This is a genomic window from Gordonia humi (assembly GCF_014197435.1).
GTDB lineage: Bacteria > Actinomycetota > Actinomycetes > Mycobacteriales > Mycobacteriaceae > Gordonia > Gordonia humi.
The window spans coordinates 2,777,358-2,802,356 of record NZ_JACIFP010000001.1 but is presented as its reverse complement, the minus strand read 5'-3'; the positions used below and the strand labels follow the sequence as shown (position 1 = coordinate 2,802,356).

The window sequence follows — 24,999 nt, the reverse complement described above, 5'->3', positions numbered from 1 at the left end:
AGGTTGCCTTTCAGGTGGAGGGTTGCAGGTCGACTCCGCGGAGCCGTTGGGAGATGACCTGAGTTATACCGTCACCGCGCATGCTCACGCCGTACAGGGCGTCGGCGATCTCCATGGTCGGCTTCTGGTGAGTGATGACGATCAGCTGGGACTTCTCGCGCAACTGCTCGAACAGGCTGATGAGGCGACGGAGGTTGGCGTCGTCGAGCGCCGCCTCGACCTCGTCCATCACATAGAACGGCGACGGCCGGGCCCGGAAGATGGCCACGAGCATCGCGACCGCGGTCAGGGACTTCTCCCCGCCGGACAGCAGCGACAGCCGTTTGACCTTCTTGCCCGGCGGTCGCGCCTCGACTTCGACGCCGGTGGTGAGCATATCGGACGGGTCGGTCAGGACGAGTCGGCCCTCGCCGCCGGGGAAGAGGGTCGAGAACACCTGCGTGAACTCCTTCTCCACGTCGGCGTAGGCGTCGGTGAACACCTGCAGGATGCGGGCGTCGACGTCGGCGATCACGTCCAGCAGGTCCTCGCGCGCCTGTTTGACGTCCTCGAGCTGTGTCGACAGGAACGTGTACCGCTCCTCCAGCGCCGCGAACTCCTCGAGGGCCAGGGGGTTCACTCGGCCGAGCGCGTTCAGATCCTTCTGCGCCCGCTTCGCCCGCGCCTCCTGTGCGGCGCGGTCGTACGGCATCGGCACCGGTGCGACGACCTGTTCGCCGCGTTCCTTGGCGATCTCGTACTCGCGCATCTCCAGATCGGACGGCGGCATCGGGACATCGGGACCGTACTCGGCGACGAGGTCGTCGGGCGCCATCGCGAACTGTTCGAGGATCTGCTCCTCGAGTTGCTCGATGCGCAGCGCCGCCTGCGCCTTCGCGATCTCGTCGCGGTGGACGGCGTCGCGCAACTGGTTCATGGTGGCGGTCAGTTCGTCGACGAGACGTCGCAGCTCGTCGGCCTCCGCCGTCCGCGCGGCCTTGACGGCCTCGAGTTCGTCTCGCCCGCGTGCGGCGTCGTCGGCGGCCCGCGCGACGGCGTCGGCCAGCAGCGCTCCGGCGTCGACGACGGCGCTGGCAACGCCTGCTGCGTATCGTCGTGCGGCGTCCTGCTTCTTGAGCCGCTCGCGGTTGGCGCGTTCGTTGACCGCCGCGCGGCGCAGGCTCTCGGCCTTGCCGCGCACCGAGGCGAGGCGTTCCTCCGCGGTGCGCAGGGTGAGTCGGGTCTCGACCTCCACCGACCGCGCCTCGGCGACCTCGGCGGCCGCGGCCTCGCGCATCTCGCTGTCGGTGTCGGCGGCGGTCGGGTCGTCGCCCTCGTCGACCGCGCGCGCGAGCCGCTCCTCGACGTCGGTGAGCGCGGCGAGGTTGTCCGCACGGCCCTCCTCGGCGAGACGCCGCTGCCGGGTCAGCCGGTCGGCTTCGGCGCGGGCCGCCCGGATCTCCATGCCGAGCCTGCCCAGTTGTTCGTAGGCGGCGCCGACGTTGGCGTCCGACTCGTTCAGCGCGGCGAGCGATCCTTCGGCCGCCTCCTGCGCCTGCTCGCGGGACGCCGTCGCGGCCGTCAGCTCGTGTGCCGCGCGGTCCACGGTCGCGCGGGCCTCGACGAGGTCGGCGGCCGCGGCGTCGATCGCCGACTGCACTTCGAGGGTCGACGGCCGGGTCGACGATCCGCCCTCGACGGTCGCCGCCGACATCCGGTCGCCGTCGCCGGTCACCGCGATCAGCCCGTGCTCGATCGCGAGATCCAGTCCGCGCGCGGCGTCGTCGACGATGATCACACGGTCCAGCAGCACGTCGACGGCCCCGCTGACCTCGGCGGGGGCGTCGACCACATCGCGTGCCCACACCACGCCGGACGGCAGCGTCGGACGATCGCCGCGCGTCCGCCCGCTCAGGCCGCCGACGATGAGCGATGCCCGTCCGCCGTCGCCGTCGCGGAGAGCGCCCAGGGCCCGGACCGCGGCGAGTCCGTCGACGGTGGCGATCGCGTCGACGGCGGGCCCGAGCGCCAGTGCGAGCGCCGCCTCGTATCCGTCGTGCACGGTGATCAGATCCGACAGCCGCGATCCCAGCCCGTCGGAGGCGTTCTCCTGCAGCCACGCCCCGCCGTCGCCGCGGTCGAGGCCCATCTGGAGGGCTTCGATCCGGGCGGTCAGGGAGGCGATCGCATGCTCGGCGTCGCGCTCGGTCTGTTCCAGTGTCGTGACGGTCTCGCTGGTCTGTTCCAGCGCCGCGATGCACCGTTCGTGGTGTTCGTTGAGCCCTTGTTCCCGGGATTCGAGTTGCGCGGTGGTCGCCGCCTGCTCGTCGAGTCGGGCCTGGGCGTCGTCACCGCGTCGATGCGCGGCCTCGATGGCCTCGGTGAGCCGGGACGTCTCCCCGTCGACCGACTCGACCTTGGTGCGCAGGTTCGCGGCCTGTCCCTCCAGCCGGGCGAGGCCTTCGCGGCGGTCGGCGACGGCCCGCACCGCTGCCATATGCGCCTGTTCGGCGGCGGCGGACGCCTGTTCGGCGGCCTGCAACGCGGCGGTCGCGTATTCGAGTCTCGCCGCGGCCTCCTCGACGGCCTCGGCGTGCTCGGCTTCGGTCATCGCGGCTTCTTCGGCCTGCTCGTCGAGCCGATCCGGATCGGGACCGCTCGGCGCGGCCGCCGGACTCGACAGGTGCGACGCACGTTCACCGGCGACGCGGCGTGTGCCGTCGACGCGTTCGGTGAGGGTCGCGAGCTGATGGAACACGCGTCCGGCCTCCGCGGCGGCGGGCGCGACCTGCGCGAGGTGCTCCTGTGCCTGGGTCAGCGCCGTCGTCGCCTCGTCGAGTTGCGCGGCCACCTCGTCCTGACGCGCGCGGACCTCGTGTTCGGTGGAGGTGTGCTCGGCCATCTCGGTGCGTCGCGCGACGAGGTCGTCGGCGGCCAGGCGCAACCGGGCATCACGCAGATCGGCCTGCACCGTCGCCGCCCGACGGGCCATCTCGGCCTGCCGGCCGAGCGGTTTGAGCTGTCGGCGGAGTTCCGTGGTGAGGTCGGTCAACCGCGCGAGGTTGGCGGCCATCGCGTCGAGTTTGCGGACCGCCTTCTCCCGACGGCGGCGGTGTTTGAGAACGCCCGCGGCCTCCTCGATGAACGCTCGGCGGTCCTCCGGCTTGGACTCGAGGATCGCCGAGAGACGCCCCTGCCCGACGATGACGTGCATCTCCCGACCGATGCCCGAATCCGACAGCAGCTCCTGCACGTCCATGAGGCGGCACGAGTTCCCGTTGATCTCGTACTCGCCCGCGCCGTCGCGGAACATCCGGCGCGTCACCGAGACCTCGGAGTAGTCGATGGGGAGGGCGCCGTCGGAGTTGTCGATGGTCAGGGTCACCTCGGCGCGCCCGAGGGGCGACCGCCCGGAGGTGCCCGCGAAGATGACGTCGGCCATCTTGCCCCCGCGCAGCGCTTTGGCCCCCTGCTCCCCCATCACCCAGGTGAGCGCGTCCACTACGTTCGACTTGCCCGACCCGTTGGGCCCCACCACACAGGTGATGCCGGGCTCGAATCGCAGCGTCGTCGACGACGCGAACGATTTGAAACCCTTCAGGGTTAGGCTCTTCAGGTGCACGACCGGCCAGTCTACCGGCGGTCGGTCATCTCTCGGAGAACGTGCTGTGGTCTCCGCGCGCCGACGAGAAGTCCTCGACCACCAGGTCGACGCGGCCAGGTGTGTCCCCGGACCGCAAGGCGGCCACCAGAGCGTCGAGCTTCTCGCGCGGACCTTCGGCCACCACGTGCACCCGCCCGTCGACGTGGTTCGACGCGTAGCCGACCAGCCCCAGCTCCAGGGCGCGCGAGCGCGTCCACCACCGGAATCCGACGCCCTGCACGTGTCCGTGCACCCAGGCGGAGAGCCGCTGCGTCATTCCGATTCGATCGTCAGATCGACCTGCGCCCCCGCCTTGACGGTGCGTCCGACGGTGCACACCTTGTCGACGGCGCGTTCGACGACGACGAGAAGGCGTTGTGCCGCTTCGGGATCGAGCTCGGACAGGTCCACTTCGAGCGTCTCCGACAGCACCGGGTACACCTCGTTCTCCCGATCGGCGGCGCCGGAGACCCGTACGGTCGCGTCGTAGTCGTCACCGAGACGACGGGACAGCGGTCGATCAGTCGACATGCCGGTGCAGGCGGCGAGCGCGATCTTCAACAGCTCGCCGGGAGTGAACACGCCCTCGACATCCTCCGAACCGATGAGGACCTCCGCGCCGCGAGAGCTCTTGCCGGTGTATCGGCGGGTCCCGGTGCGCTGCACCCACAGTTCTGTCATGTCTGTCCTCGGCTCCTTCGTGTCCGTAGCTCCGAGCCGGGTGACCAGTACGTGGTCACGGGACTCGGAGACGATGTTACGCAGTACTTCGCACGGTCTAACCGCGTGCGGCCGACGATGATTCCCCCGCCGAGGCGAGCACATTCACGACGGCGCCGAGTCCGGCGAGCGACGCGACCAGTCCGGGTGCCGACTCGTGTCGACGTGTACCGATCACCCAGCCATCGCGACGTCGGCGGTACCTATCGCCTCCGCTGACACGTCGGGCAGAAGTACGAGCTGCGGTTCATGAACGACTCACGTCGCATCGCCGTGCCGCACCGTCGACACGGCTGCCCTTCCCGTCCGTACGCGTTCAACGAACGATCGAAGTACCCCGACTGCCCGTTCACGTTCACATACAGCTCGTCGAACGACGTTCCGCCGACCTTCACGGCCTCGGCCATCACCTCGCTCGCGGCGTCGAGCACACCGCGCAGCCGTGGCTTCGAGGTGCGGTCGGTCTTCTGCGCGCCGTGCACCTTCGCGCGCCACAGCGATTCGTCGGCGTAGATGTTGCCGATGCCCGACACCACGGTCTGGTCCAGAATTGCGCGCTTGACCTCGGTCTGCTTGCGACGCAGCACGGCCACCACCCGATCGGGGTCGAACAGATCCTCGAACGGATCGGGCGCGATGTGCGCCACCGACTCCGGCAGCAGCCGACCGTGCACGTCGACCAGATCGTCGACGTGCCAGCCGCCGAAGGTCCGCTGGTCGACGAAGCGGACCTCGTTGCCGTCGTCGAGCCGCAACCGGATCCGCAGATGCTTCTGCGCGGGCGCCTCGGGATCACTGATCAGGAGCTGGCCGCTCATGCCCAGGTGCACCACCACGGCGACCTCGTCCGAGGCGTCGGCACCGGTGAGCCACAGATACTTACCGCGTCGCTGCACGGCGTCGAAACGCTTGCCGCGCAGGCGGTTCTCGAGATCCGTCGCACCGCCGACATGACGCCGCACCGCTCGGGGATGGAGCACCTGGACGTCGTCGATCAGACGGCCCGCCACATGCGGCGCCAGGCCGGAGCGGATGGTCTCGACTTCGGGGAGTTCGGGCACGTCGCGTCAGTTGCTCGCGGGCGCCGCATCGTCGGACACCGTGTCGTCCGGCACCAGGAGATCGGTCGACTCGTTCAGCGTCCGCCAGGCGAGCGCGGCGGCCTTCTGCTCGGCCTCCTTCTTGGTGCGACCGATGCCCTGACCGAGGTCACGACCCGCGACGATCGCGACGGCGGTGAACTCCTTGTCGTGATCGGGTCCGGTCGAGGTGACCTGGTACTGCGGCGGACCGGCGTTGCGCTCGGCCGACAGTTCCTGGAGAGAGGTCTTCCAGTCCAGTCCGGCGCCCAATTCACCCGCGCGGGCGATGATCGGCTCGAACAGCCCCATGATGACCTTCTTGGCCAACTCGATGCCGTGGTCGAGGAACAATGCGCCGAACACCGATTCGAGACCGTCGGCGAGGATGCTCGCCTTGTCGCGACCGCCGGTGAGCTCCTCACCGCGCCCCAGATAGATGTGGGCGCCGAGGCCGCCCTCGCCCAGACCCCGCGCGACGTCGGCCAGCGCGTGCATGTTGACCACGCTCGCGCGGATCTTGGCCAACTCGCCTTCGGGACGATCCGGGAATCCGACGTAGAGCCGCTCGGTCACGACGACGCCGAGCACGGCGTCGCCCAGGAACTCCAACCGCTCGTTGGTCGGCAGGCCGCCGTTCTCGTAGGCGTACGACCGGTGCGTCAGCGCCAGAGTCAGCAGGTCGCGGTCGATGTGGACGCCGAGCGCGTCGAGCAGGATCTGCGGGTCGGGACGCTTGCTCATGCGCGCCCGCCCTCCGAGCCGTCCGGCTCGGGATCGACGAGCTTGTCGGCGAGCTTGGCCCACCGGGGGTCGATGACCTCGTGACCGTGGTCCGGTTCGGCGTCGGCCAGACGGACCCCGCAGATCTGGCACAGACCCGCGCAGTCCGGTGCGCAGACCGGCGACAGCGGCAGCTCCGTAGCGATCGCGTCGATGATCGTCTGCTCGAGATCGATCTCCTCGTCGACGATCCGCTCCACGTCCTCGTCATCGGAGGTCTTGTCGGTCTCCGAGTCCGGATACGCGAACAGCTCGGTCAGATAGACGGACACCGAGTCGTCGAGTGCTTCGAGACACCGACCGCACTGCCCCTCGGTGGAACCGCTGACGGTTCCGGAGACCAGGACTCCCTCGGTGACCGACTCCAGACGCAGGTCCAGATGAACATCCGAGTCGGCGGGGATGCCGATCATCTCCGCCCCGATGCGGTCGGGCGTCACGACGGTGCGGTCGACTTCGACCATGGAACCGGCACGACGAGGCACGCTGCGTACGTCGATCACAAAGGGTTTGACACTCACGATCACGTATTTTACGCGAGTGGTAGAAGCCGTGCGTCAGCCCGCCATCTGCGCGGGCGCGACCTCCTCGTCGACCCCGTGCGGGTACTCGACGTAGTCGTGCATTCCCGCGCCGGTGCGCAGCTGCTGCCGCCCGCGGTTCACCGAGCGGAGCGTTCCGGTGAGGATGTCCTCGAAGTCGGCCAGCTTGTCGTCGACGTACACGTCGCACTCGCCGCGCAGTCGGTCCGACTCCGCATGCGCGGCGTCGACGATGCGCTCGGCCTCACTCTTGGCCGCCGCGACGGTCTCCGATTCGGAGACCAGGCGCTGCTGTTCGGCGATGCCGTCGGCCACCGACTTGTGGTAGCTGGCGTCGCCGGCCTCGACCACGCGTGCCGCCTCGGCGCGCGCGCGGCCCGTCACGGCCTCGAACTCGCGGTTGGCACTGGCCTCCAGACGCTGAGCCTCCTCGGCCGCGGCGTCGACGGCCTCCTGGGCGTGGACGCCCGCATCGGCGACGATGCGCTCGGCCCGGGCCTGAGCCTCGGCGAGAACGCGATCCGCCTCCGCCCTGGCATGGGCGACCATCGCCTCCGAATCGTTCTCGGCCCCGGTGATCAGCTTGTCGGAGGTCTCACGGGCGTTGGACACGAGGGTGTCGCGCTCGTCGAGCACGTCCTGGGCGTCGTCGAGTTCGGCGGGCAGGGCGTCACGCAGGTCGTCGAGCAGTTCCAGAACGTCCCCACGAGGAATGAGGCAGCCTGCGGTCATCGGGACGGTGCGCGCCTCTTCGACGAGAGCGACGAGTTCGTCCAGCGCTTCGAATACGCGGTACACGGTTACTCCGATCCGGCACAAGGCCTTGACATCATTGAGGCCATTGTGCCGAATGTTGCGCCTGTGACTGGCGAGGTTGTGTCGGCGTGTCGAAATCTTCGGTTGAGGTTTAGGGTCTACACCGATCGCACGCCGATGAGCTTGTCGCTCAACGCGGCGTGGACGTGCGACGACAGGTACGGCGTCACATCGCCGCCGAGTTTGGCGACCTCTTTGACCAGGGAGCTCGACACGTGGGCGAACTTCGGGTCGGTGAGCATGAACAGGGTCTCGGCGTCGGCGAGTTCGCGGTTCATCTGCGCCATCGGCGTCTCGTAGGCGAAGTCGGTCTCCGACCGCAGTCCCTTGACGATGGTCGGCAGATCGTCCTCGCGCACCAGATCGACCAGCAGGCCGCTCCAGCTCCGAACCTCGACGTTCGGCAGGTCGGCACAGTCACGGCGGATCAGCTCGATGCGCTCGTCGATGGAGAACATCCCCTGCTTGTTGGGGTTGACCACGACGGCGACCACCACGCGGTCGAAACGGGCCGCTGTCCGCTCGACGACGAATCGATGTCCGAGGGTGAAGGGATCGTACGAACCGGGGCATACCGCTGCACTCATGCGAAGGAATCTACCCGGCGCAGGAGCCGAACCATCGAGTCGCCGTACTTCTTATCGGCCACCGACTCCAGCCCCGGCGGCAGGTCGACGGCGGCGCCGCGCGTTCCACGTTCGAGAAGGACCCACGCACCGTCGGCGAGCGCGGGCATCAACAAGCGCAGCACGGCGGCGACGTCGTCGGACGACACGTCGTACGGGGGATCGATCAAGACGAGATCGAATGGACCGGCGACGGCCGCGAGAAACGACTCGACCGTGCGCTCGACCACGCGGACGCGGCGCTGGGCCTGACAGACGGCGATGTTCTCCCGCACCACTTTCGCCGCGCGACGGTCCGCCTCGACGAGAACAGCCGACTCCGCTCCCCGCGAGACCGCTTCGAGCCCGAGCGCACCGGTCCCCGCGTAGAGATCGGCGACCCGCATGTCCTCCAGATCGGCGCGCGAGCCGATCATGGAGAACACGGCCTCCCGCACGCGGTCCGACGTCGGACGCGTGGTGTCGGCGGGTACGGCGAGCCTGCGGCCCCGGAACTCTCCGGCGATGATCCTGGTCATATCGGTAGACCATCGTATCGTCGAATCATGCGTACGCGCGCCACCGCCTGGACTCCCGCCCCCGAGACCGTCGCCGACACCGACCCGGCCGGACGGGCCGTCGAGGCCGCCGCCGCCCTCGACGGTCGGCGCACCGTGGTGCTGACCGGGGCCGGGGTGTCGACGCCGTCGGGCATCCCGGACTACCGCAGCCCCGACGCGACGCCCAGGAACCCGATGACGATCGACCAGTTCCGCGGCTCCCCCGACTTCCGCCGCCACTACTGGGCCCGCAATCATCTCGGCTGGCGCCACATGGACGCGGCGACTCCCAACGCCGCCCACCTCGCGATCACCGATCTCCAGCACGCCGGAATCGTGACGGGCGTGATCACTCAGAACGTCGACATGCTCCACCTGAAGGCGGGCACTCGACCCGTGTTGGACCTGCACGGCTCGTACGGTCGCGTCGTCTGCCTCGACTGCGGCGTCCGGATCTCCCGGCATCGACTCGCCGAGCGACTCGAGGACGCCAATCCCGGATTCGCCGACCGCGTCCGGGGCGCGGGCGCCATCGAGGTGGCCCCGGACGCCGACGCCGTCCTGCACGACACCGCCGACTTCGTCATGGTCGACTGCGCATCCTGCGGCGGTGTCCTCAAACCCGACATCGTCTACTTCGGCGAGACGGTGCCCGCCGAGGTGACCGCACACGCGTACGAGATGGTCGACGACGCGGAGGCGATGCTCGTCGCCGGGTCATCGCTCACCGTGATGTCCGGGCTCCGCTTCGTACGCCGCGCGGCCGACGCCGGCAAGCCGGTGGTGATCGTCAACCGCGGCGGCACGCGCGGCGACCGCCTCGCAACAGTCAAAGTGGACCATCGTTGCGAAATAGTAATTCCGCTCATTCTCAATGAAACACGCACCGGAAACCCTCACTCGACCCTGGAATCGACGTTACTGTGATTTATCCCACATCCGGTGGATGAACTGCGCAAAGATCGGACATCACGCCGGTGTGTCGCCCACGCGGGTGACATCACGGTGGGGTCTCGTTAGCCTCGATCAAGTCATGAACCCGGAAACTGAAAACACGTTCGATCTGGACGACCACAACGGTGTCGCCTACCGGCGACCCCGGGCTACTGATGGCTTGAGGATGTGGGAGATCGCCCGCGATTCGCAGGTCCTCGATGTGAATTCGAGTTACGCCTACGTGCTGTGGGCGGCAGAGTTCACTGACACATCCATCATCGCCGAGGTCGACGGAAGGCCCGTCGGCTTCGTGACCGGGTATCGTCGGCCGCACGCCGACGACGCCCTCATGGTGTGGCAGGTGGCGGTCGACGCCGATCAGCGCGGCAAGGCGATCGCAGGCACGATGCTCTGCGAGCTGTTCAAACGCTGCGCTCCATCGGGGGTCACCGCGATCCACACCACGATCAGTCCCGACAACGCCGCTTCCCAGCGGCTGTTCGCCGGGGCGGCACGATCGCTCGGACTCGACTTCACACGCGAGTCCTTCTTCGAGGCCGAACTCTTCGGCGACTCGCACGAGCCGGAAGACCTGTACCGGCTCGAGCCGATGTCCATCCGATAGGACATCGACAACACCCAAGGGGAAAACTCCAAATGACGACGATGCACAACGCACTGGACGACGACACTTTCACCAAGCACGAATCACAAGTCCGCTCGTACTGCCGGGACTGGCCGGCACTGTTCGACACCGCCGTCGGGTCTCGTCTCACCGACGTGGACGGCAACACCTACCTCGACTTCTTCGCGGGCGCAGGCGCACTCAACTACGGGCACAACAACCCGATCCTCAAGCGCGCCGTGCTCGACTACATGGAGCGCGACGGAATCACCCACGGTCTCGACATGAACACCCGCGCCAAGGGCGAGTTCCTCGAGACGTTCGCCGAGAAGATCCTCGCTCCGCGAGGCCTCGACTACGTGATGCAGTTCCCCGGACCGACCGGCACCAACGCCGTCGAGTCCGCACTGAAGCTGGCCCGCAAGGTGACCGGTCGCGAGGCCATCGTGAACTTCACCAACGCCTTCCACGGCATGACGCTCGGATCGCTGTCGGTCACCGGCAACGCGATGAAGCGCGCCGGTGCGGGCATCCCGCTGGTCCACTCGACGCCGATGCCGTTCGACAACTACATGGGCGGCGCCACCGAGGACTTCGCGTGGTTCGAGCGCGTCCTCAACGACGAGGGGTCGGGCCTCAACAAGCCCGCCGCCGTCATCGTCGAGACCGTGCAGGGAGAGGGCGGCGTCAACGTCGCGCGCGCCGAATGGCTGCGCGGCCTGGCCGACCTCTGCAAGCGCCAGGACATGCTGCTCATCGTCGACGACGTGCAGATGGGCTGTGGCCGCACCGGCGACTTCTTCTCGTTCGAGGAGGCAGGCATCGTTCCGGACATCGTCACCCTGTCGAAGTCGATCGGCGGCTACGGCATGCCGATGGCGCTGGTCCTGATCAAGCCCGAGCTCGACGTGTGGGAGCCGGGCGAGCACAACGGCACGTTCCGCGGCAACAACCCCGCGTTCGTCGCCGCCAAGACGGCCATCGACACCTATTGGTCCGACGACAAGCTCGCCGTCTCGACCAAGGCCAAGGGCATCGCGATCTCCGAACACTTCGACGAGCTGTGCGCGAAGTTCGACGGCATCAAGCACCGCGGCCGCGGCATGGCCCAGGGACTCGTCTTCGACGATCCGGCCAAGGCGGGCGAGGTCTGCGCCGCGGCGTTCAAGCGCGGCCTGCTCGCGGAGACGTCCGGCCCGTCGGGCGAGGTCGTGAAGCTGCTGCCCGCCCTCACGATCACCGACGACGAGTTGACCGAGGGCCTGAACATCCTGTTCGCTTCTGTCGAGGAGGTCTTCGCATGATCGTCCGCACCACCGAAGAGATCACCGGCACCGACCGCGAAGTCGCCGACCCGTCGGGCAACTGGGTCTCCAAGCGGATCGTCCTCGGAGGCGACCGCGTCGGGTTCTCGTTCCACGAGACCACCATCAAGGCGGGATCGGTCAACGAGTTCCACTACGCGAACCACATCGAGGCCGTCTGGCTCGTCGAGGGCGAGGGTGAACTCCTCGACCGCGAGACCGGCATCACCTATCCGCTCGCCGCGGGGACGATGTACATGATGGACAAGTACGACCGCCACACGGTCACCGCGAAGACCCAGCTCCGCATGCTGTGCGTCTTCAACCCGCCCGTGGTCGGCACCGAGGTGCACGATGAGAACGGCATCTACCCGCTCGTGGAGGTCCCGCCGTTGGAGGATGCCGGACGGCATCGCGCGTAAGGGACCGCCGGTTCACTTTCCGGTCGATTGAGGGGAGTGCGCTCGACCCGAGGGTCGGGCGCACTCCCCTCTCTCCGGTCGTGGGAGGGATCGTCTACACCGGCACCAGATGGTCGGCGTGGATGAGCGGTCGTTGCAGATCCGCGGGCAGCTCATCGGTCGAGCGTCCGATCATTCGGGCGACGTCGTCGGCGTCGTAGCCGACCACTCCGCGGCCTCGGACCTCGCCGCGCAGATCGACGAGGTCGACCACGTCCCCGGTGGAGAAGTTGCCGTGCGCGGCGGTCACGCCCGCCGCGAGGAGCGAACGTCGTCGCAGGCAGACAGCCTGGACGGCACCGTCGTCGAGGACGAGGCGGCCGTGCGACTGGGCGGCGTGCCGAACCCAGAAACGTCGGGCCGACAGTCGCTCGGGACGTGCGGCGAACGCTGTGCCGACGGACGCGTCGCGCAGAGCCGCCGCGGCGTCCGACGCCGACGCCAACAGCACCGGCACCCCGGAGTCGGAGGCGAGCCGCGCCGCGGCGAGCTTCGAGGCCATGCCGCCGGTGCCGAGGGCCCCACCCGATCCGGCGATCACTCCGTCGAGGTCCTCCGGTCCGTCGACCTGCTCGATCAGACGTGCGGGTCGACCGTCCGGCCCCGGGCGTCGCGGATCGCCGGTGTAGAGACCGTCCACGTCCGAGAGCAGCACCAGCGCGTCGGCGCTGACGAGGTGCGCGACGAGGGCGGCCAGACGATCGTTGTCGCCGAAGCGGATCTCATTGGTGGCCACCGTGTCGTTCTCGTTCACCACGGCCACGGCGTGCAACGCACGCAGACGGTCGAGCGTCCGCTGCGCGTTGGCGTGATGCGCCCGGTCGGAGAAGTCGTCGGCGGTCAGGAGGACCTGGCCCACCACGCGCCGGTAACGTGCGAACGACGTCCCCCACGCATGAGCCAGGGCCAGCTGTCCGACGCTGGCGGCGGCCTGTTTGGTCGCGAGATCGGTCGGACGCTTCCGCAGGCCGAGGGGGGCGATTCCCGCCCCGATGGCTCCCGACGAGACGACGACGACGTCCGATCCGGCCTGCATCCGTGCTTCGAGGGCGTCGACGAGCGCGTCGAGCCTGTCCCGGTCGAGCCCGCTGGCCAGGTCGGTCAGCGCCGACGAGCCGATCTTGACGACGATGCTGCGGGCGCCCGCGATCCCGGCGCGCAGCTCACTCATCGTCGTCGGGGAGATCGCCGTCCCAGCCGAGCGAATCCTCCGACTCGGCGTCGGCGCGCTGCCGACGCATGGCGCGAGCGACCTTGCGTTCGGCCGCACCGACGCGATCGTTGCGTTCCATGCGGACGTCGGTTCCGCGGCCCGTGAGCGGCACGTGCTCACCCGTCGGCGTCGACGGCTCCCAGTCGAAGCAGACGTCGCCGATGGTGACCGAGGCGCCCGGCACCGCGCCGTTCTTGACCAGGGCGTCCTCCACACCGAGCCGGTTGAGTCGGTCCGCGAGGTAGCCGACGGCCTCGTCGTTGTCGAACTGCGTCTGTCGGATCCACCGCTCCGGGCGTGCGCCGCGCACGATGAAGCCGCCCTCCACCGCGGGATCGGGCACCACGGTGAACTCGTTCTGATCGACGGCCTTCGGACGGATCACGGTCCGGCGGGCGACCGGCTTCGCCTGGGTCGCGCGGTACTCGCGCACCATCTCGGCGAGCGCGAAGGTGAGTTCGGCCAGTCCCTTGTGAGCGACGGCGGAGATACGGAACACGGGCCAGCCGCGTTCGGCGATGTCGGCCTCGACGAGGTCGGCGAGTTCGTCGGCCTCCGGGATGTCGACCTTGTTCAGGACGACGATGCGAGGACGGTGGGCGAGGTCGCCGAGCGAGTGGTCCGCGTCCAGTGCCGGCTTGTACGCCGCGAGCTCCGCTTCGAGCGCGTCGATGTCGGAGATCGGGTCGCGGCCGGGTTCGAGCGTCGCACAGTCGACGACGTGTGCCAGCACCGCGCATCGCTCGAGGTGGCGCAGGAACTCCAGTCCGAGTCCCCGTCCTTCGGACGCACCCGGAATCAGTCCGGGCACGTCGGCGACGGTGAACACGTCCGATCCGGCGGTCACCACGCCGAGGTTCGGCGTCAGCGTGGTGAACGGGTAGTCGGCGATCTTCGGCTTCGCAGCCGAGAGCACGGACACCAGCGACGACTTGCCCGCCGACGGAAAGCCGACGAGACCGACGTCGGCGACGGATTTGAGTTCGAGGACCAGCTCGCGTTCCTCACCGGGCTCGCCGAGCAGCGCGAATCCCGGGGCGCGTCGGGCGCGCGAGGCGAGCGCCGCGTTGCCCAGCCCTCCGCGGCCGCCCTGCGCTGCGATGAACTCGGTGCCCTCCCCGACCATGTCGGCGACGATCTGTCCGCGCGAGTCGAGGACCACGGTGCCGTCGGGCACCGGAAGAACCAGTTCGTCACCGTTCGCACCGTTGCGGTTGCCGCCCTCACCGGGACGCCCGTTGGTGCCCCGCGCGTGCGGCCGGAAGTGGAAGTCGAGCAGCGTGTGCACCTGCGGGTCGACGACGAGGCGGACGTCGCCGCCGTGACCGCCGTTGCCGCCGTCCGGTCCGCCCAGCGGCTTGAACTTCTCCCGGTGGACCGACGAGCAGCCGTGCCCACCGTTACCGGCGACGACATCGATCTTGACGCGGTCGACGAAGCGTGACACGTGGCGTCTCCTTACATAACGACCGCAGAGGCCGGAGAGAGAATGAAGCAGGGCGGGTCGGGGTTCTCAGTGACCCTGACCCGCCCTGCTGCAGAGCTGAGTTGTTCGGCGTTCGACCGGGTCGTCAGACCTCGGACGGCTGCGGAACGATGTTGACCGTCTTGCGGCCGCGCTTGGTGCCGAACTCGACGGAGCCGGCCTGCAGAGCGAACAGGGTGTCGTCGCCGCCGCGACCGACGCCGACGCCCGGGTGGAACTTGGTGCCGCGCTGGCGGATCAGGATCTCACCGGCGCTGACGACCTGGCCACCGAAGCGCTTCACACCGAGGCGCTGGGCGTTGGAATCGCGACCGTTCCGAGTGCTTGATGCACCCTTCTTGCTTGACATGAATCAATCCTCCTGGGAAGAAAGGGAATTCGGTGCCGGGGGTGAGCCCGAGCAGGATTACTTGATACCGGTGACCTTGAGGACCGTCAGGTTCTGACGGTGACCCTGGCGCTTGTGGTAGCCGGTCTTGTTCTTGAACTTGTGGATGCGGATCTTCGGGCCCTTGACGTGCTCGAGGATCTCGGCGTCGACCGACTTCGCGGCCAGCTTGTCTGCATCGGTGGTCAGGTTCGCACCGTCGACGACCAGCGCGACAGGGAGCGACACGCTGCTGCCCTGCTCTGCGTCGATCTTCTCGACCTTCACAATGTCGCCCTCTGCGACCTTGTACTGCTTACCGCCGGTCTTGACGATCGCGTACGTTGCCATTCCCGCTGTCCTCTTAACTCGTCTCATCGGGCCGAACCCGCAGGCCAATCCTGCTCATCGGCGATTCTGTGGTGTACTGCAGCCTCGAGAATCCTCTCGAAGCAGCTTCCGCGCCTTGCGCGCACATCAGCGCGCGTCTGCGGAAGGCGACCTGTCAAGGCTACGGCACCGCAACCTATCAGGTCAAACTCATCGCGTAGTGTGTCACTGCTCCGACGGCGGAGGTCCCGCCGCCCGACGGCCGCTGCGCCGACGAGGTGTCCGGGTGGCCGCCACGACGGGCTCCGCCGTCTGCGCGGCGACGGTGGTCACCGGGTGGTCGGGCGTCACGGTGATCGGCTCGGGCGGCACCGCGGTGGGCGCCGACGTACGACGCACCGCCCGGCGACGCCGCGTGACGGTCGTGACCGGTGCGGCCTCGTCCGCGGTCACGGGTGCCGGTGCATCGGCCGACGCCGTACCCGTCTCCGTCGCCGTCGGTGCGGACTCGGCGGCGCCGTCGATCGGGCGTCCGTTACGACCGCCGTTCGAACGCGAACGCCTGCTTCCGCGGGAGCCGTCGGCGTTGTTCGAGCGAGTGTCCTGCGCCTGGCCCCCGTGTGTCGAGGTCTCCGGCTCCGCGGCGCGTTCGGCGTCGACCCGACCCCGATCTGCCGTATCGGCGTTCTCGGGCTCGGCCGCGCCGTCCTCGTCGTGGTGGGCCATCGCCTTGAACATCGGATGCTCGGCGGCGGGCTTGTGCTGTTGCGCCTTCGGCTGTTCCGGGGCGGTCGGCGACGGCGCGCCGTCGCCGCGACCGCCGCTCTTCTTCCGACGCGACCGTCGGCCGCCCGCGTCACCGCGGCCGGCGTCGTCGGAGGGACGCACCTCGACCGGGTTCGCGTGGACGATGACTCCTCGACCGGCGCACGCGGTACAGGTCGTGGAGAACGCCTCCAGCAGACCCGTGCCGAGCCGCTTACGCGTCATCTGGACCAGTCCGAGCGAGGTGACCTCCGACACCTGGTGGCGGGTCCGGTCGCGGGCGAGCGCCTCGGTGAGACGGCGCAGGACCAGATCGCGGTTGCTCTCGAGCACCATGTCGATGAAGTCGACGATGATCATGCCGCCGATGTCGCGCAGGCGCATCTGACGAACGATCTCCTCGGCCGCCTCCAGGTTGTTCCGGGTGACCGTCTCCTCGAGATTGCCGCCCGATCCGGTGAACTTGCCGGTGTTGACGTCGACGACCGTCATCGCCTCGGTGTGCTCGATGATCAGTGTGCCGCCCGAGGGCAGCCACACCTTGCGATCGAGCGCTTTGGCGAGTTGCTCGTCGATCCGGTGCACCACGAACGAGTCGGGCGAGTCGGCATGCGCCTTGGTGAACCGCTCGACGCGCTCGGACAGGTCCGGCGCCACGTCGCCGACATACCCGGAGACCAGCGACCACGCCTTGTCGCCTTCGACGACGAGCTTGGAGAAGTCCTCGTTGAACAGGTCCCGGACCACGCGGACCAGCAGGTCCGGCTCCTCGTAGAGGGCTCGGGGGCTGCCCGACGCCTTCTCCTGGTGCTCGGCGGCCGAGGCCTCGATGCTCTTCCACTGCGATTCGAGGCGCGCGACGTCGGCGGCCAGCTCGTCCTCGCTGACGCCCTCGGACGCCGTGCGGATGATGACACCGGCCTCGGACGGAACGACCTTCGCCAGGATCTGCTTGAGCCGCTTGCGCTCGGTGTCGGGCAGTTTTCGGCTGATCCCGGTGGACGAGCCGCCCGGCACGTAGACGAGATAGCGGCCGGCCAGCGAGATCTGCGTGGTGAGTCGCGCGCCCTTGTGCCCCACCGGGTCCTTGCTGACCTGGACGAGGACGTAGTCGCCCGGGGAGAGCGCCTGTTCGATCTTGCGCGAGCGGCCGTCGAGTCCGGCGGCCTCCCAGTTGACCTCGCCCGCGTACAGGACGCCGTTGCGTCCGCGACCGATGTCGACGAAGGCGGCCTCCATGCCCGGCAGCACGTTCTGCACACGACCGAGGTAGATGTTGCCGACCATCGACTGGCTGGTCTCGGTGGTGACGAAGTGCTCCACCAAGACGCCGTCTTCGAGGACGGCCACCTGCGTGTAGTCCTCGGTGGGCGCGGCGTGCGACTCGTGCGAGGCGACGGCGGCGTTCGCAGAGCGCTCGCGGACCACCATCACCCGCTCGACGGACTCCCGGCGGGCCAGGAACTCCGATTCGGTCAGGATCGGCGGACGACGACGCCCGGCGTCGCGTCCGTCACGACGACGCTGACGCTTGGCCTCCAGACGCGTCGACCCGGAGATGCCCTGGACCTCGTCGCGGACCCGCTTGGTGCGCGGCTCGCGCTCGTGCACGACGGTGTTCGGCGGATCGTCGGTGGTCGCGGCGTCGTCGGAGTCGCCGGTGCCACGGCGACGACGCCTGCGACGGCGACGCTTGCTGCTCGGCGCCTGATCGTCGGACGCGTCGTCGGCGTCCGAATCATCATCGGTCGAGTCGTCGTCGGTCGGCTGCTCGGTGTCGGTGCTCTCCGCGGACCGTCCGTCCTCGGACGGGCCGTCCGTCGACTCGGCGGCCTCGGCGTCGTCCTGCTCGCCGGCCTCCGGCTGGTCGCCGCGTCCGCGTCCGCGTCCGCGACGGCCGCGGCGACGGCGACGAGAGCGCGATTCGCCCGCGCCGTCGTCGGACTGGTCCGTCTGGTCGTCGGTCTGCTCGGAGTCCGCGGCGGGCGATGCGTCGGCGTCCGCGGTCGCCGACTCGGGTGCGGCCGTCTCGCTCTCGGCGGCCGGCACGACGTCGGTGGTCTCGACGGCGGGCCCGTCCGCCCGGACCTCGGTCGCCCCGTCGGTCTCGGTCGCCCCGTCGGTCTCGGTCGCCCCGTCGGCCTCGGTCGCGACCGTCGGTTCCTTGGCGTCGGACTTCTTCGACGATTTCTTGGAGTCGGCCTTCTTCGACGATTTCTTGGTGTCGGACTTCTTCGCGTCCGACTTCTTGCCGTCAGATCTCTTGCCGTCGCTCTTCTTGTCGTCGGTCTTCTTGTTCTCGGCGCCCTTGTTCTCGGAACTCTTGTTCTCGGCGCTCTTGTCCTGCCGCGCCGCGTCGTCGGCCTGCTCGGCGGCGGCTTTGTCGGCGGATCGCTTGGCGTCCGACTTCTTGCCGTCGCTCTTCTTCGCCGTCTCCTTCTTGGCATCGGACTTCTTGGCGTCGGCCTTCTTCTCCCCCGGCTCCGCCGCCAGGAACAGCGGCACCGCGGGCTCGGACGCCGCGGGCGGCGCCGTCGGCTCCACGACCTCGACGGCCGAGAACAGATTCGGTTCGGCGGTCGGCCGCACGTCCGCCGTCGACGCGTCCGCGGCCCGGGAGTCGGGCGTCGATTCGCCCGGCGTCGACTCCTCGGCGGCGGGCGCATCCGACTGCGCGGTGTCCTCGGGTGCGGCGACACCGAGGCGTCGCGCGACGAGCATGGCGTCGTCGCGCGAGATCGACGACTGCGCGGTGCGCGCCGTCACTCCGAGTTCTCCGAGGTGCCCGAGCACGTCCCGGCTGGTGGTTCCCACCAGGCGGGCGAGCGCGTGCACGCGGAGTCGGAGGGGAATGTCTTCCGCCGTGAGATGCGCCGTATCGGCGTTCACCGGCGACCCGTTATCGGTCACGTGGTCTCCTCGAGACCCCCGGGCGCGTCACACCGTGTGCTGGTACGACGCGGCCACGCGAGGGCCTTCCCAATGTGTGCCGGCCTGACGACCGGGTGTTGTGTGGTCTTCGCGTCTGCTTTCGACGCCTGGCTGTCGACGGTTCCCCGACGACCACCGCTCACCCGGACCCGGTGGGGTGCGACGGACGGCGGGCGGGTCGTCGAGAGCTCCGCCTGATCCGCATGTGTCAAAGTGTGACGCGTACGAACCTCTGCAAGTATCCCATACGGATCGGGCAAGACCCGCACGGCATGGAGAAATCCCCTCCGCGCGTCGCCGACTCCGCTGGTGCGCCGCGGACGAGTAGAGCCGTGCGACCGGGTCCCGGTCGCACGGCTCTACTGGTCTTCGGGTGTTCGTCAGGCGGTCAAGTTCGGGAACCAGAGGGCGATCTCGCGGGCGGCGGACTCCGGTGAGTCCGAGCCGTGGACCAGGTTGAACTGGGTCTCGAGGCCGAAGTCCCCGCGGATCGTGCCGGGCGTGGCCTTCTCGACCGGATCGGTTCCGCCGGCGAGCTGGCGAAACGCGGTGATGGCGCGCGGGCCCTCGACGACGGCGGCGACCACCTGACCGGAGGTGATGAACTCCAGCAGCGAACCGAAGAACGGCCGCTCGGCGTGTTCGGCGTAGTGCTCGGAGGCCACCTCGACGGAGACGGTCCGCAGTTCCAGAGCGGCCAGACGCAGGCCCTTGCGCTCGATGCGGGAGATCACTTCGCCGATGACACCGCGCTGCACACCGTCGGGCTTGATGAGTACGAGAGTCTGTTCAGTCACCAGCACACTGTAACGACCCGATGCCTCGGCCACACGTCAGCGGGGGCAGTATTCGGGCTCCACCGCGTAGAAACCGTACGTGAACAGGCCTCCGTCGCGGGGGCCGCCGACGATGATCTGCACACAGGCACCGCGCTGGGCGACGGCCGCGTCGAGCTGCCCGCCGAGCAGCTGCGCCATCATCTGGTTGTCGCTGTGGTGACCCACCGGCAGGTTCGCGATGACGTCCTCGGGGTGCCGATCGTGCATCCACTTGGTGGCGCTCGGTGTGGCGATGTAGCCGAAGGACCCCTCGGCGACCGGTTGCGGGACGCCGGGTTTGACGGCGTCGTCGAGCGTCGCCGACGGAGCACTGCGCGGGGGTGCGTCCGGCGTCGGGACCGCGGACTCGCTCGTATCGGCCTGCGCCGTCCCGGTGACCGCCGCCGACATCGCGACCGCACAGGCCATCGTCGCCAGGGCGATCCGCGTCGTGCCGCGTCGTACCCGATCGTGCCGCAATGCCATGCGCTCCACCCTTCTCCCTCGCCGAGCGGCGAGATCTCGAATGTCGAGTCTAGTCGACTCGATCCCCCGAACGAACGACACGCCAGTCGTGTCAGTTCATCTGCTGGCTCGGCAGCAGTCCTCGCTCGATCCGACGAGCGACGTCGCGTCGAATGTACGCGATGTACAGCCAGACGCAAAGGAAGATCACCCCGACCACGGCGATCGACCAGTGGAACAGACCGCCGATGATCAGCACGACCTGCAGGCCCAGGATGGTCGGCAACGCCCATGGACGCGCGCACATGCCGGACAGGAGGATGAACGCGAGTGTCAGGAGCCCAAGGAACAGGCCCGATCCCCAACCGAGACCGCCGCCGAGCTTCGCGACGATCGGCAGGGCCAGCAGCACGATGATGACTTCGAGGATCAGGGTGCCCGCCATGACGCCGCGGAATCCCTTCCAGGGGTCGGTCGCGGGCGGGTTGACTCGGCGTTCCGGGTTCTCGGTCATGACGGGTCCTTCCCGAACAATGTGCGGCCGGCGCCGGCCGTGACGACCGATCCGGTGATGATCACGCCCGCACCCGACACGGTGCCCGTCTCGCCGTCTTCGGCGAGGGCCACAGCGCGTTCGACGGCGTCGGGCAGGAACGGCACGGTCTCCACTCGTTCGTCCCCGAAGATCGAGCGGGCGACGTCGGCGAGGTCCTCGGTGTCGAGGGCTCGGGGCGAGCCGTTGTTGGTCAGCACCACCGTGTCGAGCACCGGCTCGAGTTCGGTCAGCAGACCGCGGGCGTCCTTGTCGCCGAGCACCCCGATCACGCCGATCAGGCGCCGGAAGTCGAATTCGGAGGTGACGGCGCGTGCCAGAGCCTGAGCGCCGTGCGGATTGTGCGCTGCGTCGATGAACACGCTCGGCGCGCTGCGCATGCGTTCGAGTCGTCCCGGCGTCGTCACGGCGGCGAACGCATCCCGCACCGTGTCGACGTCGAGTCGCCGGTCCACCCCGGCGCCGAAGAACGCCTCCACCGCGGCGAGTGCGAGCGCGGCGTTGGCCGCCTGGTGCGCCCCGTGCAACGGCAGGAAGATCTCGTCGTACACGCCGCCGAGTCCGCGGATGGACAGCAGTTGTCCCCCGACCGCGGTCGCCGAGGAGAGCACGGTGAACTCCGAGTCCTGACGGGCGACGATCGTGCCCGCCTCGACACTCGCCCGCAGAATCACGTCGCTGACCTCGGCCGCCTGCGGTGCGACCACGGTGATCGGGTCGGCGGGGACCAGTGCGTCGGCCGGCCCGGGTTTGATGATCCCGGCCTTCTCCCCGGCGATCTCGGCGAGCGTGTCGCCCAGGTAGTCGGCGTGATCCATGGCGATCGGCGTGATGACCGTGACCTGCGAGTCGACGACGTTGGTCGCGTCCCAGCGTCCGCCCATCCCGGTCTCGACCACGGCGACCTCGATCGGCGCCTCGGCGAAGGCGGCGTACGCCATCGCGGTGAGCACCTCGAACTTGCTCATCCGCGGACCGCCCTGGGCGGTCGACGAGTCGTCGACCATGGTGATGAACGGCTCGAGTTCGCGGTAGGTGTCGACGTACAGGCGCGGGCTGATCGGCGCGCCGTCGATCGCGATCCGCTCGGTCGCCAGCTGCAGATGCGGGCTGGTGATCCGGCCCGTCCTCCGGTGGAACGCCTGCAGCAGGGCGTCGATCATGCGGGTGACCGACGTCTTGCCGTTGGTGCCCGCGATCTGAATCGACGGATATGCGTGCTGCGGGTTCCCGAGGAGTTCGAGGAGCGCGGTGATCCGGGCCAGCGACGGCTCGATCTTGGTCTCAGGCCAGCGGGTGTCGAGTTCGGCTTCGACCGCCGTCAGTTCGGCGAGGTCGTCGGGCGACGGGGCGGACATCAGGCGCCCAACGCGTCGAGCTTGGCTCGCAGCCGAGCGACGTCGGCCTCGGCGAGGTCCCGGCGGGCCTTGATCTTGTCGACCACGGCGTCGGGCGCCTTCGACAGGAACTGCTCGTTGCCGAGTTTGGCGGTGGTGCCCGCCAGTTCCTTCTCCGCGGCGGCGAGGTCCTTGGCGGCGCGCTTGCGCTCGGCCTCGACGTCGACGGTGCCGGAGGTGTCGATGGCGACGGTCGCGGTGCCCGCCGACAGGCGGACCTCGACGGTCGCGGTCGCGGAGAAGCTCTCGTCCGCCGCCTCGAGGCGGGCCAGGGAGTCGAGTTGGCCGCGCAACGGTGCGAGGCCGAGCTCGTCGAGACCGTCGACGACGGCGGCCACCCGCTGTCCCGGTTTGAGTCCCTGATCGCTGCGGAAACGTCGCACCTCGGTGATCAGCTTCTGCAGGTCGTCGACGGCCCGAGCGGCGTCGGCGTCGGCCGCGTCGCCCGACGGGGTCGGCCACGGGGCGATCACCACGGACTCGCCGCCGGTGAGGGTCGTCCACAGGGTCTCGGTGACGAACGGCATGACCGGCGACAGGGCGCGCAACAGCTTGTCCAGGACCGTGCCGAGGACGAGTGCGGTGGTCGCGGCGCGGTCGCCTCCCTCGGCCACCTGAACCTTGGCGAGTTCCAGGTACCAGTCGCAGACCTCGTCCCAGGCGAAGTGGTACAGCGCCTCGCAGGCCTTGGAGAACTCGTAGGTCTCGAAGCCGGTGTCGACGTCCGCCAGGACCTCGTCGAGACGGCCGAGGATCCAGCGGTCGGAGATCGTCAACCGATCTGCGGCGGGGAGTTCGCCCAGCCGCGCGCCGTTCATGAGCGCGAACTTGGTGGCGTTGAACAGCTTGGTGGCGAAGTTGCGGGAGCTCTGCGCATGCGATTCGCCGACGGAGATGTCACTGCCCGGGTTGGCGCCGCGGGCCAGGGTGAAGCGGAGGGCGTCGGCGCCGAAGCGCTCCACCCAGTCGAGCGGGTCGATGCCGTTGCCCTTCGACTTGCTCATCTTGGAGCCGTGCTCGTCGCGGACCAGTCCGTGCAGGAACACGTCGGTGAAGGGGACCTTCGCCGACCGGTCGGCGAGGCCGGCCGTGTCGCTGGCGCCCACGTAGGTGCCGAACATCATCATGCGGGCGACCCAGAAGAACAGGATGTCGTAGCCGGTGACGAGCACCGACGTGGGATAGAACTTGTCGAGTTCGGCGGTCTTCTCGGGCCAGCCCATGGTCGAGAACGGCCACAGGCCCGAGGAGAACCACGTGTCGAGGACGTCGGGGTCCTGCTCCCAGCCCTGCGGCACGGTGTCGTCCGGACCGAAGCATTCGATCTGTCCGTCGGGTCCGTACCAGATCGGGATGCGGTGCCCCCACCACAGCTGGCGGGAGATGGTCCAGTCGTGCATGTCGTCGACCCAGGCGAACCACCGCGGTTCCTGGCTCGTCGGGTGGATCACGGTGTCGCCGCCGCGCACGGCGTCGCCCGCGGCCTTCGCCAGCTTCTCGACGCTGACCCACCACTGCATGGACAGTCGCGGTTCGATCGGCTCGCCTGCGCGCTCGGAGTGTCCGACGCTGTGCAGGTACGGGCGCACCTCCTTGACGATGCGTCCCTGCGCGGCCAGCGCCTCGCGGACGGCGACCCGGGCTTCGAAGCGGTCCATGCCGTCGAACTGCGTGCCGGTACCGGTGATGACCGCGGTCTGATCCATGATCGTGATCATCGGCAGGTCGTGACGCTGACCGATCGCGAAGTCGTTGGGATCGTGCGCGGGCGTGATCTTCACTGCGCCGGAACCGAATTCGGGATCGACGTAGTCGTCGGCGATCACCGGGATCTTGCGATCGAGGAACGGGTGGTCGAGTTCGGCGCCGATCAGGTCGGCGTAGCGGGCGTCGTCCGGGTGGACGGCGATGGCGGTGTCGCCGAGCATCGTCTCCATACGCGTCGTGGCGACGACGATGTGCGGCTGCGCGTCGTCGAGGGAGCCGTAGCGGAACGAGACCAGCTCGCCCTCGACGTCGTGGTACTTGACCTCGATGTCGGAGATCGCGGTCTGTTGGGCGGGCGACCAGTTGACCAGTCGCTCGGCGCGGTAGATCAGACCGTCGTCGTACATCTTCTTGAAGATGGTGTGGACGGCGCGCGAGAGACCGTCGTCCATGGTGAAGCGGTCGCGGCTCCAGTCGACGCCGTCGCCGAGGCGGCGCATCTGCCCCTGGATGGTGCCGCCGGATTCGGCCTTCCACTGCCAGACTCGCTCGATGAACTTCTCACGACCGAGTTCCTCACGGCTGGTGCCTTCGGCGGCGAGCTGCTTCTCGACGATGGTCTGCGTCGCGATCCCGGCGTGGTCCATACCGGGCAGCCACAGGACCTCGTAGCCCTGCATCCGCTTGCGGCGGGTCAGGGTGTCCATGAGGGTGTGGTCGAGGGCGTGACCCATGTGCAGGGATCCCGTCACGTTGGGCGGGGGCAGCACGATCGAGTAGCCGGGCTTGTCGCTCGTGGCGTCGGCACGGAAGTATCCGGCGTCCACCCAGCCCTGGTACAGGGCCGATTCGTGGTCGGACGGGTCCCAGGATTTGGGCAGGGCGTTACTCAGCTCGGGGTTGCTCACCCTTCA

Annotated in this window: 23 protein-coding genes; 4 read left to right on the top strand and 19 right to left on the bottom strand. The window is 68.8% G+C overall.

Annotated features, from left to right (window positions below; translation table 11 throughout):
* Positions 1 to 10: 10 nt before the first annotated feature.
* From smc to rsmD, 9 genes are all read right to left on the bottom strand, one after another.
* Complete coding sequence (smc, locus tag BKA16_RS12765) at positions 11 to 3,601, bottom strand: chromosome segregation protein SMC (protein WP_183371001.1); 3,591 nt, start codon at positions 3,599 to 3,601, stop codon at positions 11 to 13.
* Positions 3,602 to 3,626: 25 nt separating this feature from the next.
* The gene (locus tag BKA16_RS12760) at positions 3,627 to 3,899 is read right to left on the bottom strand and encodes an acylphosphatase (RefSeq protein ID WP_183371000.1); all 273 of its coding nucleotides are present in this window, start codon (positions 3,897 to 3,899) and stop codon (positions 3,627 to 3,629) included.
* The gene (locus BKA16_RS12755; protein ID WP_183370999.1) at positions 3,896 to 4,303 is read right to left on the bottom strand and encodes an OsmC family protein; all 408 of its coding nucleotides are present in this window, start codon (positions 4,301 to 4,303) and stop codon (positions 3,896 to 3,898) included. The genes BKA16_RS12760 and BKA16_RS12755 overlap by 4 nt, the downstream gene beginning before the upstream one ends.
* Before the next feature lie 242 nt (positions 4,304 to 4,545).
* Complete coding sequence (gene mutM, locus BKA16_RS12750) at positions 4,546 to 5,403, bottom strand: bifunctional DNA-formamidopyrimidine glycosylase/DNA-(apurinic or apyrimidinic site) lyase (RefSeq protein ID WP_183370998.1); 858 nt, start codon at positions 5,401 to 5,403, stop codon at positions 4,546 to 4,548.
* A gap of 6 nt (positions 5,404 to 5,409) precedes the next feature.
* Positions 5,410 to 6,165 (bottom strand): ribonuclease III, encoded by a 756-nt coding sequence (gene rnc / locus BKA16_RS12745; protein ID WP_183370997.1) that lies wholly within the window; start codon positions 6,163 to 6,165, stop codon positions 5,410 to 5,412.
* A complete protein-coding gene (locus BKA16_RS12740; protein ID WP_343067409.1) occupies positions 6,162 to 6,725 on the bottom strand; it encodes a YceD family protein in 564 nt (187 codons plus the stop codon). Before BKA16_RS12740 ends, rnc begins: the two co-directional genes overlap by 4 nt.
* A gap of 36 nt (positions 6,726 to 6,761) precedes the next feature.
* Positions 6,762 to 7,544: a DivIVA domain-containing protein gene (locus BKA16_RS12735; RefSeq protein WP_183370996.1), complete on the bottom strand. Its 783-nt coding sequence runs from the start codon at positions 7,542 to 7,544 to the stop codon at positions 6,762 to 6,764.
* A gap of 116 nt (positions 7,545 to 7,660) precedes the next feature.
* Complete coding sequence (gene coaD / locus BKA16_RS12730) at positions 7,661 to 8,149, bottom strand: pantetheine-phosphate adenylyltransferase (RefSeq protein WP_183370995.1); 489 nt, start codon at positions 8,147 to 8,149, stop codon at positions 7,661 to 7,663.
* Entirely contained in the window at positions 8,146 to 8,706 is a 561-nt protein-coding gene (rsmD, locus tag BKA16_RS12725) for a 16S rRNA (guanine(966)-N(2))-methyltransferase RsmD (RefSeq protein WP_183370994.1), read from the bottom strand. The genes coaD and rsmD overlap by 4 nt, the downstream gene beginning before the upstream one ends.
* Before the next feature lie 27 nt (positions 8,707 to 8,733).
* Here rsmD and BKA16_RS12720 point away from each other — a divergent pair, with 27 nt between their 5' ends.
* From BKA16_RS12720 to BKA16_RS12705, 4 genes are all read left to right on the top strand, one after another.
* Positions 8,734 to 9,654, top strand: coding sequence for a Sir2 family NAD-dependent protein deacetylase (locus BKA16_RS12720; protein WP_183370993.1), 921 nt, complete (start codon positions 8,734 to 8,736; stop codon positions 9,652 to 9,654).
* Positions 9,655 to 9,760: 106 nt separating this feature from the next.
* Complete coding sequence (gene ectA, locus BKA16_RS12715) at positions 9,761 to 10,288, top strand: diaminobutyrate acetyltransferase (protein ID WP_183370992.1); 528 nt, start codon at positions 9,761 to 9,763, stop codon at positions 10,286 to 10,288.
* A gap of 32 nt (positions 10,289 to 10,320) precedes the next feature.
* Positions 10,321 to 11,592 (top strand): diaminobutyrate--2-oxoglutarate transaminase, encoded by a 1,272-nt coding sequence (gene ectB / locus BKA16_RS12710; RefSeq protein WP_183370991.1) that lies wholly within the window; start codon positions 10,321 to 10,323, stop codon positions 11,590 to 11,592.
* A complete protein-coding gene (locus tag BKA16_RS12705; protein ID WP_183370990.1) occupies positions 11,589 to 12,014 on the top strand; it encodes an ectoine synthase in 426 nt (141 codons plus the stop codon). The genes ectB and BKA16_RS12705 overlap by 4 nt, the downstream gene beginning before the upstream one ends.
* 94 nt (positions 12,015 to 12,108) lie before the next feature.
* Here BKA16_RS12705 and proB read toward each other — a convergent pair whose 3' ends face one another.
* The 10 genes from proB to BKA16_RS12655 all read right to left on the bottom strand — a co-directional run bounded on the left by proB (position 12,109) and on the right by BKA16_RS12655 (position 24,993).
* Complete coding sequence (gene proB / locus BKA16_RS12700; protein WP_183370989.1) at positions 12,109 to 13,224, bottom strand: glutamate 5-kinase; 1,116 nt, start codon at positions 13,222 to 13,224, stop codon at positions 12,109 to 12,111.
* Positions 13,217 to 14,713 carry a GTPase ObgE gene (gene obgE / locus BKA16_RS12695; RefSeq protein WP_183370988.1) on the bottom strand — a complete coding sequence of 499 codons (1,497 nt, stop codon included), beginning with the start codon at positions 14,711 to 14,713 and terminating at the stop codon, positions 13,217 to 13,219. Before obgE ends, proB begins: the two co-directional genes overlap by 8 nt.
* Positions 14,714 to 14,837: 124 nt before the next feature.
* On the bottom strand, positions 14,838 to 15,101 hold the full coding sequence (rpmA, locus tag BKA16_RS12690; RefSeq protein WP_183370987.1) for a 50S ribosomal protein L27: 264 nt from the start codon (positions 15,099 to 15,101) through the stop codon (positions 14,838 to 14,840).
* A gap of 57 nt (positions 15,102 to 15,158) precedes the next feature.
* A complete protein-coding gene (gene rplU, locus BKA16_RS12685) occupies positions 15,159 to 15,470 on the bottom strand; it encodes a 50S ribosomal protein L21 (protein ID WP_183370986.1) in 312 nt (103 codons plus the stop codon).
* 204 nt (positions 15,471 to 15,674) lie between these two features.
* Positions 15,675 to 19,124 carry a translation initiation factor IF-2 N-terminal domain-containing protein gene (locus BKA16_RS12680; RefSeq protein WP_183370985.1) on the bottom strand — a complete coding sequence of 1,150 codons (3,450 nt, stop codon included), beginning with the start codon at positions 19,122 to 19,124 and terminating at the stop codon, positions 15,675 to 15,677.
* 401 nt (positions 19,125 to 19,525) lie between these two features.
* The gene (gene ndk / locus BKA16_RS12675; protein ID WP_183370984.1) at positions 19,526 to 19,942 is read right to left on the bottom strand and encodes a nucleoside-diphosphate kinase; all 417 of its coding nucleotides are present in this window, start codon (positions 19,940 to 19,942) and stop codon (positions 19,526 to 19,528) included.
* 36 nt (positions 19,943 to 19,978) lie between these two features.
* Positions 19,979 to 20,449, bottom strand: a complete 471-nt coding sequence (locus BKA16_RS12670) for a hypothetical protein (protein ID WP_183370983.1) — start codon at positions 20,447 to 20,449, stop codon at positions 19,979 to 19,981.
* A gap of 91 nt (positions 20,450 to 20,540) precedes the next feature.
* Entirely contained in the window at positions 20,541 to 20,942 is a 402-nt protein-coding gene (locus BKA16_RS12665) for a DUF4233 domain-containing protein (protein WP_183370982.1), read from the bottom strand.
* A complete protein-coding gene (gene folC / locus BKA16_RS12660; RefSeq protein WP_183370981.1) occupies positions 20,939 to 22,339 on the bottom strand; it encodes a bifunctional tetrahydrofolate synthase/dihydrofolate synthase in 1,401 nt (466 codons plus the stop codon). The genes BKA16_RS12665 and folC overlap by 4 nt, the downstream gene beginning before the upstream one ends.
* The gene (locus BKA16_RS12655) at positions 22,339 to 24,993 is read right to left on the bottom strand and encodes a valine--tRNA ligase (protein ID WP_183370980.1); all 2,655 of its coding nucleotides are present in this window, start codon (positions 24,991 to 24,993) and stop codon (positions 22,339 to 22,341) included. The genes folC and BKA16_RS12655 overlap by 1 nt, the downstream gene beginning before the upstream one ends.
* Positions 24,994 to 24,999 lie beyond the last annotated feature (6 nt).

Bases quoted from the DNA above. Each gene is read 5' to 3' on its own strand.
- BKA16_RS12665 (WP_183370982.1), bottom strand. From the start codon at position 20,942: ATGACCGAGAACCCGGAACGCCGAGTCAACCCGCCCGCGACCGACCCC.
- folC (WP_183370981.1), bottom strand. From the start codon at position 22,339: ATGTCCGCCCCGTCGCCCGACGACCTCGCCGAACTGACGGCGGTCGAA.
- ectA (WP_183370992.1), top strand. From the start codon at position 9,761: ATGAACCCGGAAACTGAAAACACGTTCGATCTGGACGACCACAACGGT.
- proB (WP_183370989.1), bottom strand. From the start codon at position 13,224: ATGAGTGAGCTGCGCGCCGGGATCGCGGGCGCCCGCAGCATCGTCGTC.
- BKA16_RS12755 (WP_183370999.1), bottom strand. From the start codon at position 4,303: ATGACAGAACTGTGGGTGCAGCGCACCGGGACCCGCCGATACACCGGC.
- rnc (WP_183370997.1), bottom strand. From the start codon at position 6,165: ATGAGCAAGCGTCCCGACCCGCAGATCCTGCTCGACGCGCTCGGCGTC.
- BKA16_RS12760 (WP_183371000.1), bottom strand. From the start codon at position 3,899: ATGACGCAGCGGCTCTCCGCCTGGGTGCACGGACACGTGCAGGGCGTC.
- ectB (WP_183370991.1), top strand. From the start codon at position 10,321: ATGACGACGATGCACAACGCACTGGACGACGACACTTTCACCAAGCAC.
- rpmA (WP_183370987.1), bottom strand. From the start codon at position 15,101: ATGTCAAGCAAGAAGGGTGCATCAAGCACTCGGAACGGTCGCGATTCC.
- BKA16_RS12705 (WP_183370990.1), top strand. From the start codon at position 11,589: ATGATCGTCCGCACCACCGAAGAGATCACCGGCACCGACCGCGAAGTC.
- rplU (WP_183370986.1), bottom strand. From the start codon at position 15,470: ATGGCAACGTACGCGATCGTCAAGACCGGCGGTAAGCAGTACAAGGTC.
- rsmD (WP_183370994.1), bottom strand. From the start codon at position 8,706: ATGACCAGGATCATCGCCGGAGAGTTCCGGGGCCGCAGGCTCGCCGTA.
- coaD (WP_183370995.1), bottom strand. From the start codon at position 8,149: ATGAGTGCAGCGGTATGCCCCGGTTCGTACGATCCCTTCACCCTCGGA.
- BKA16_RS12720 (WP_183370993.1), top strand. From the start codon at position 8,734: ATGCGTACGCGCGCCACCGCCTGGACTCCCGCCCCCGAGACCGTCGCC.
- BKA16_RS12670 (WP_183370983.1), bottom strand. From the start codon at position 20,449: ATGGCATTGCGGCACGATCGGGTACGACGCGGCACGACGCGGATCGCC.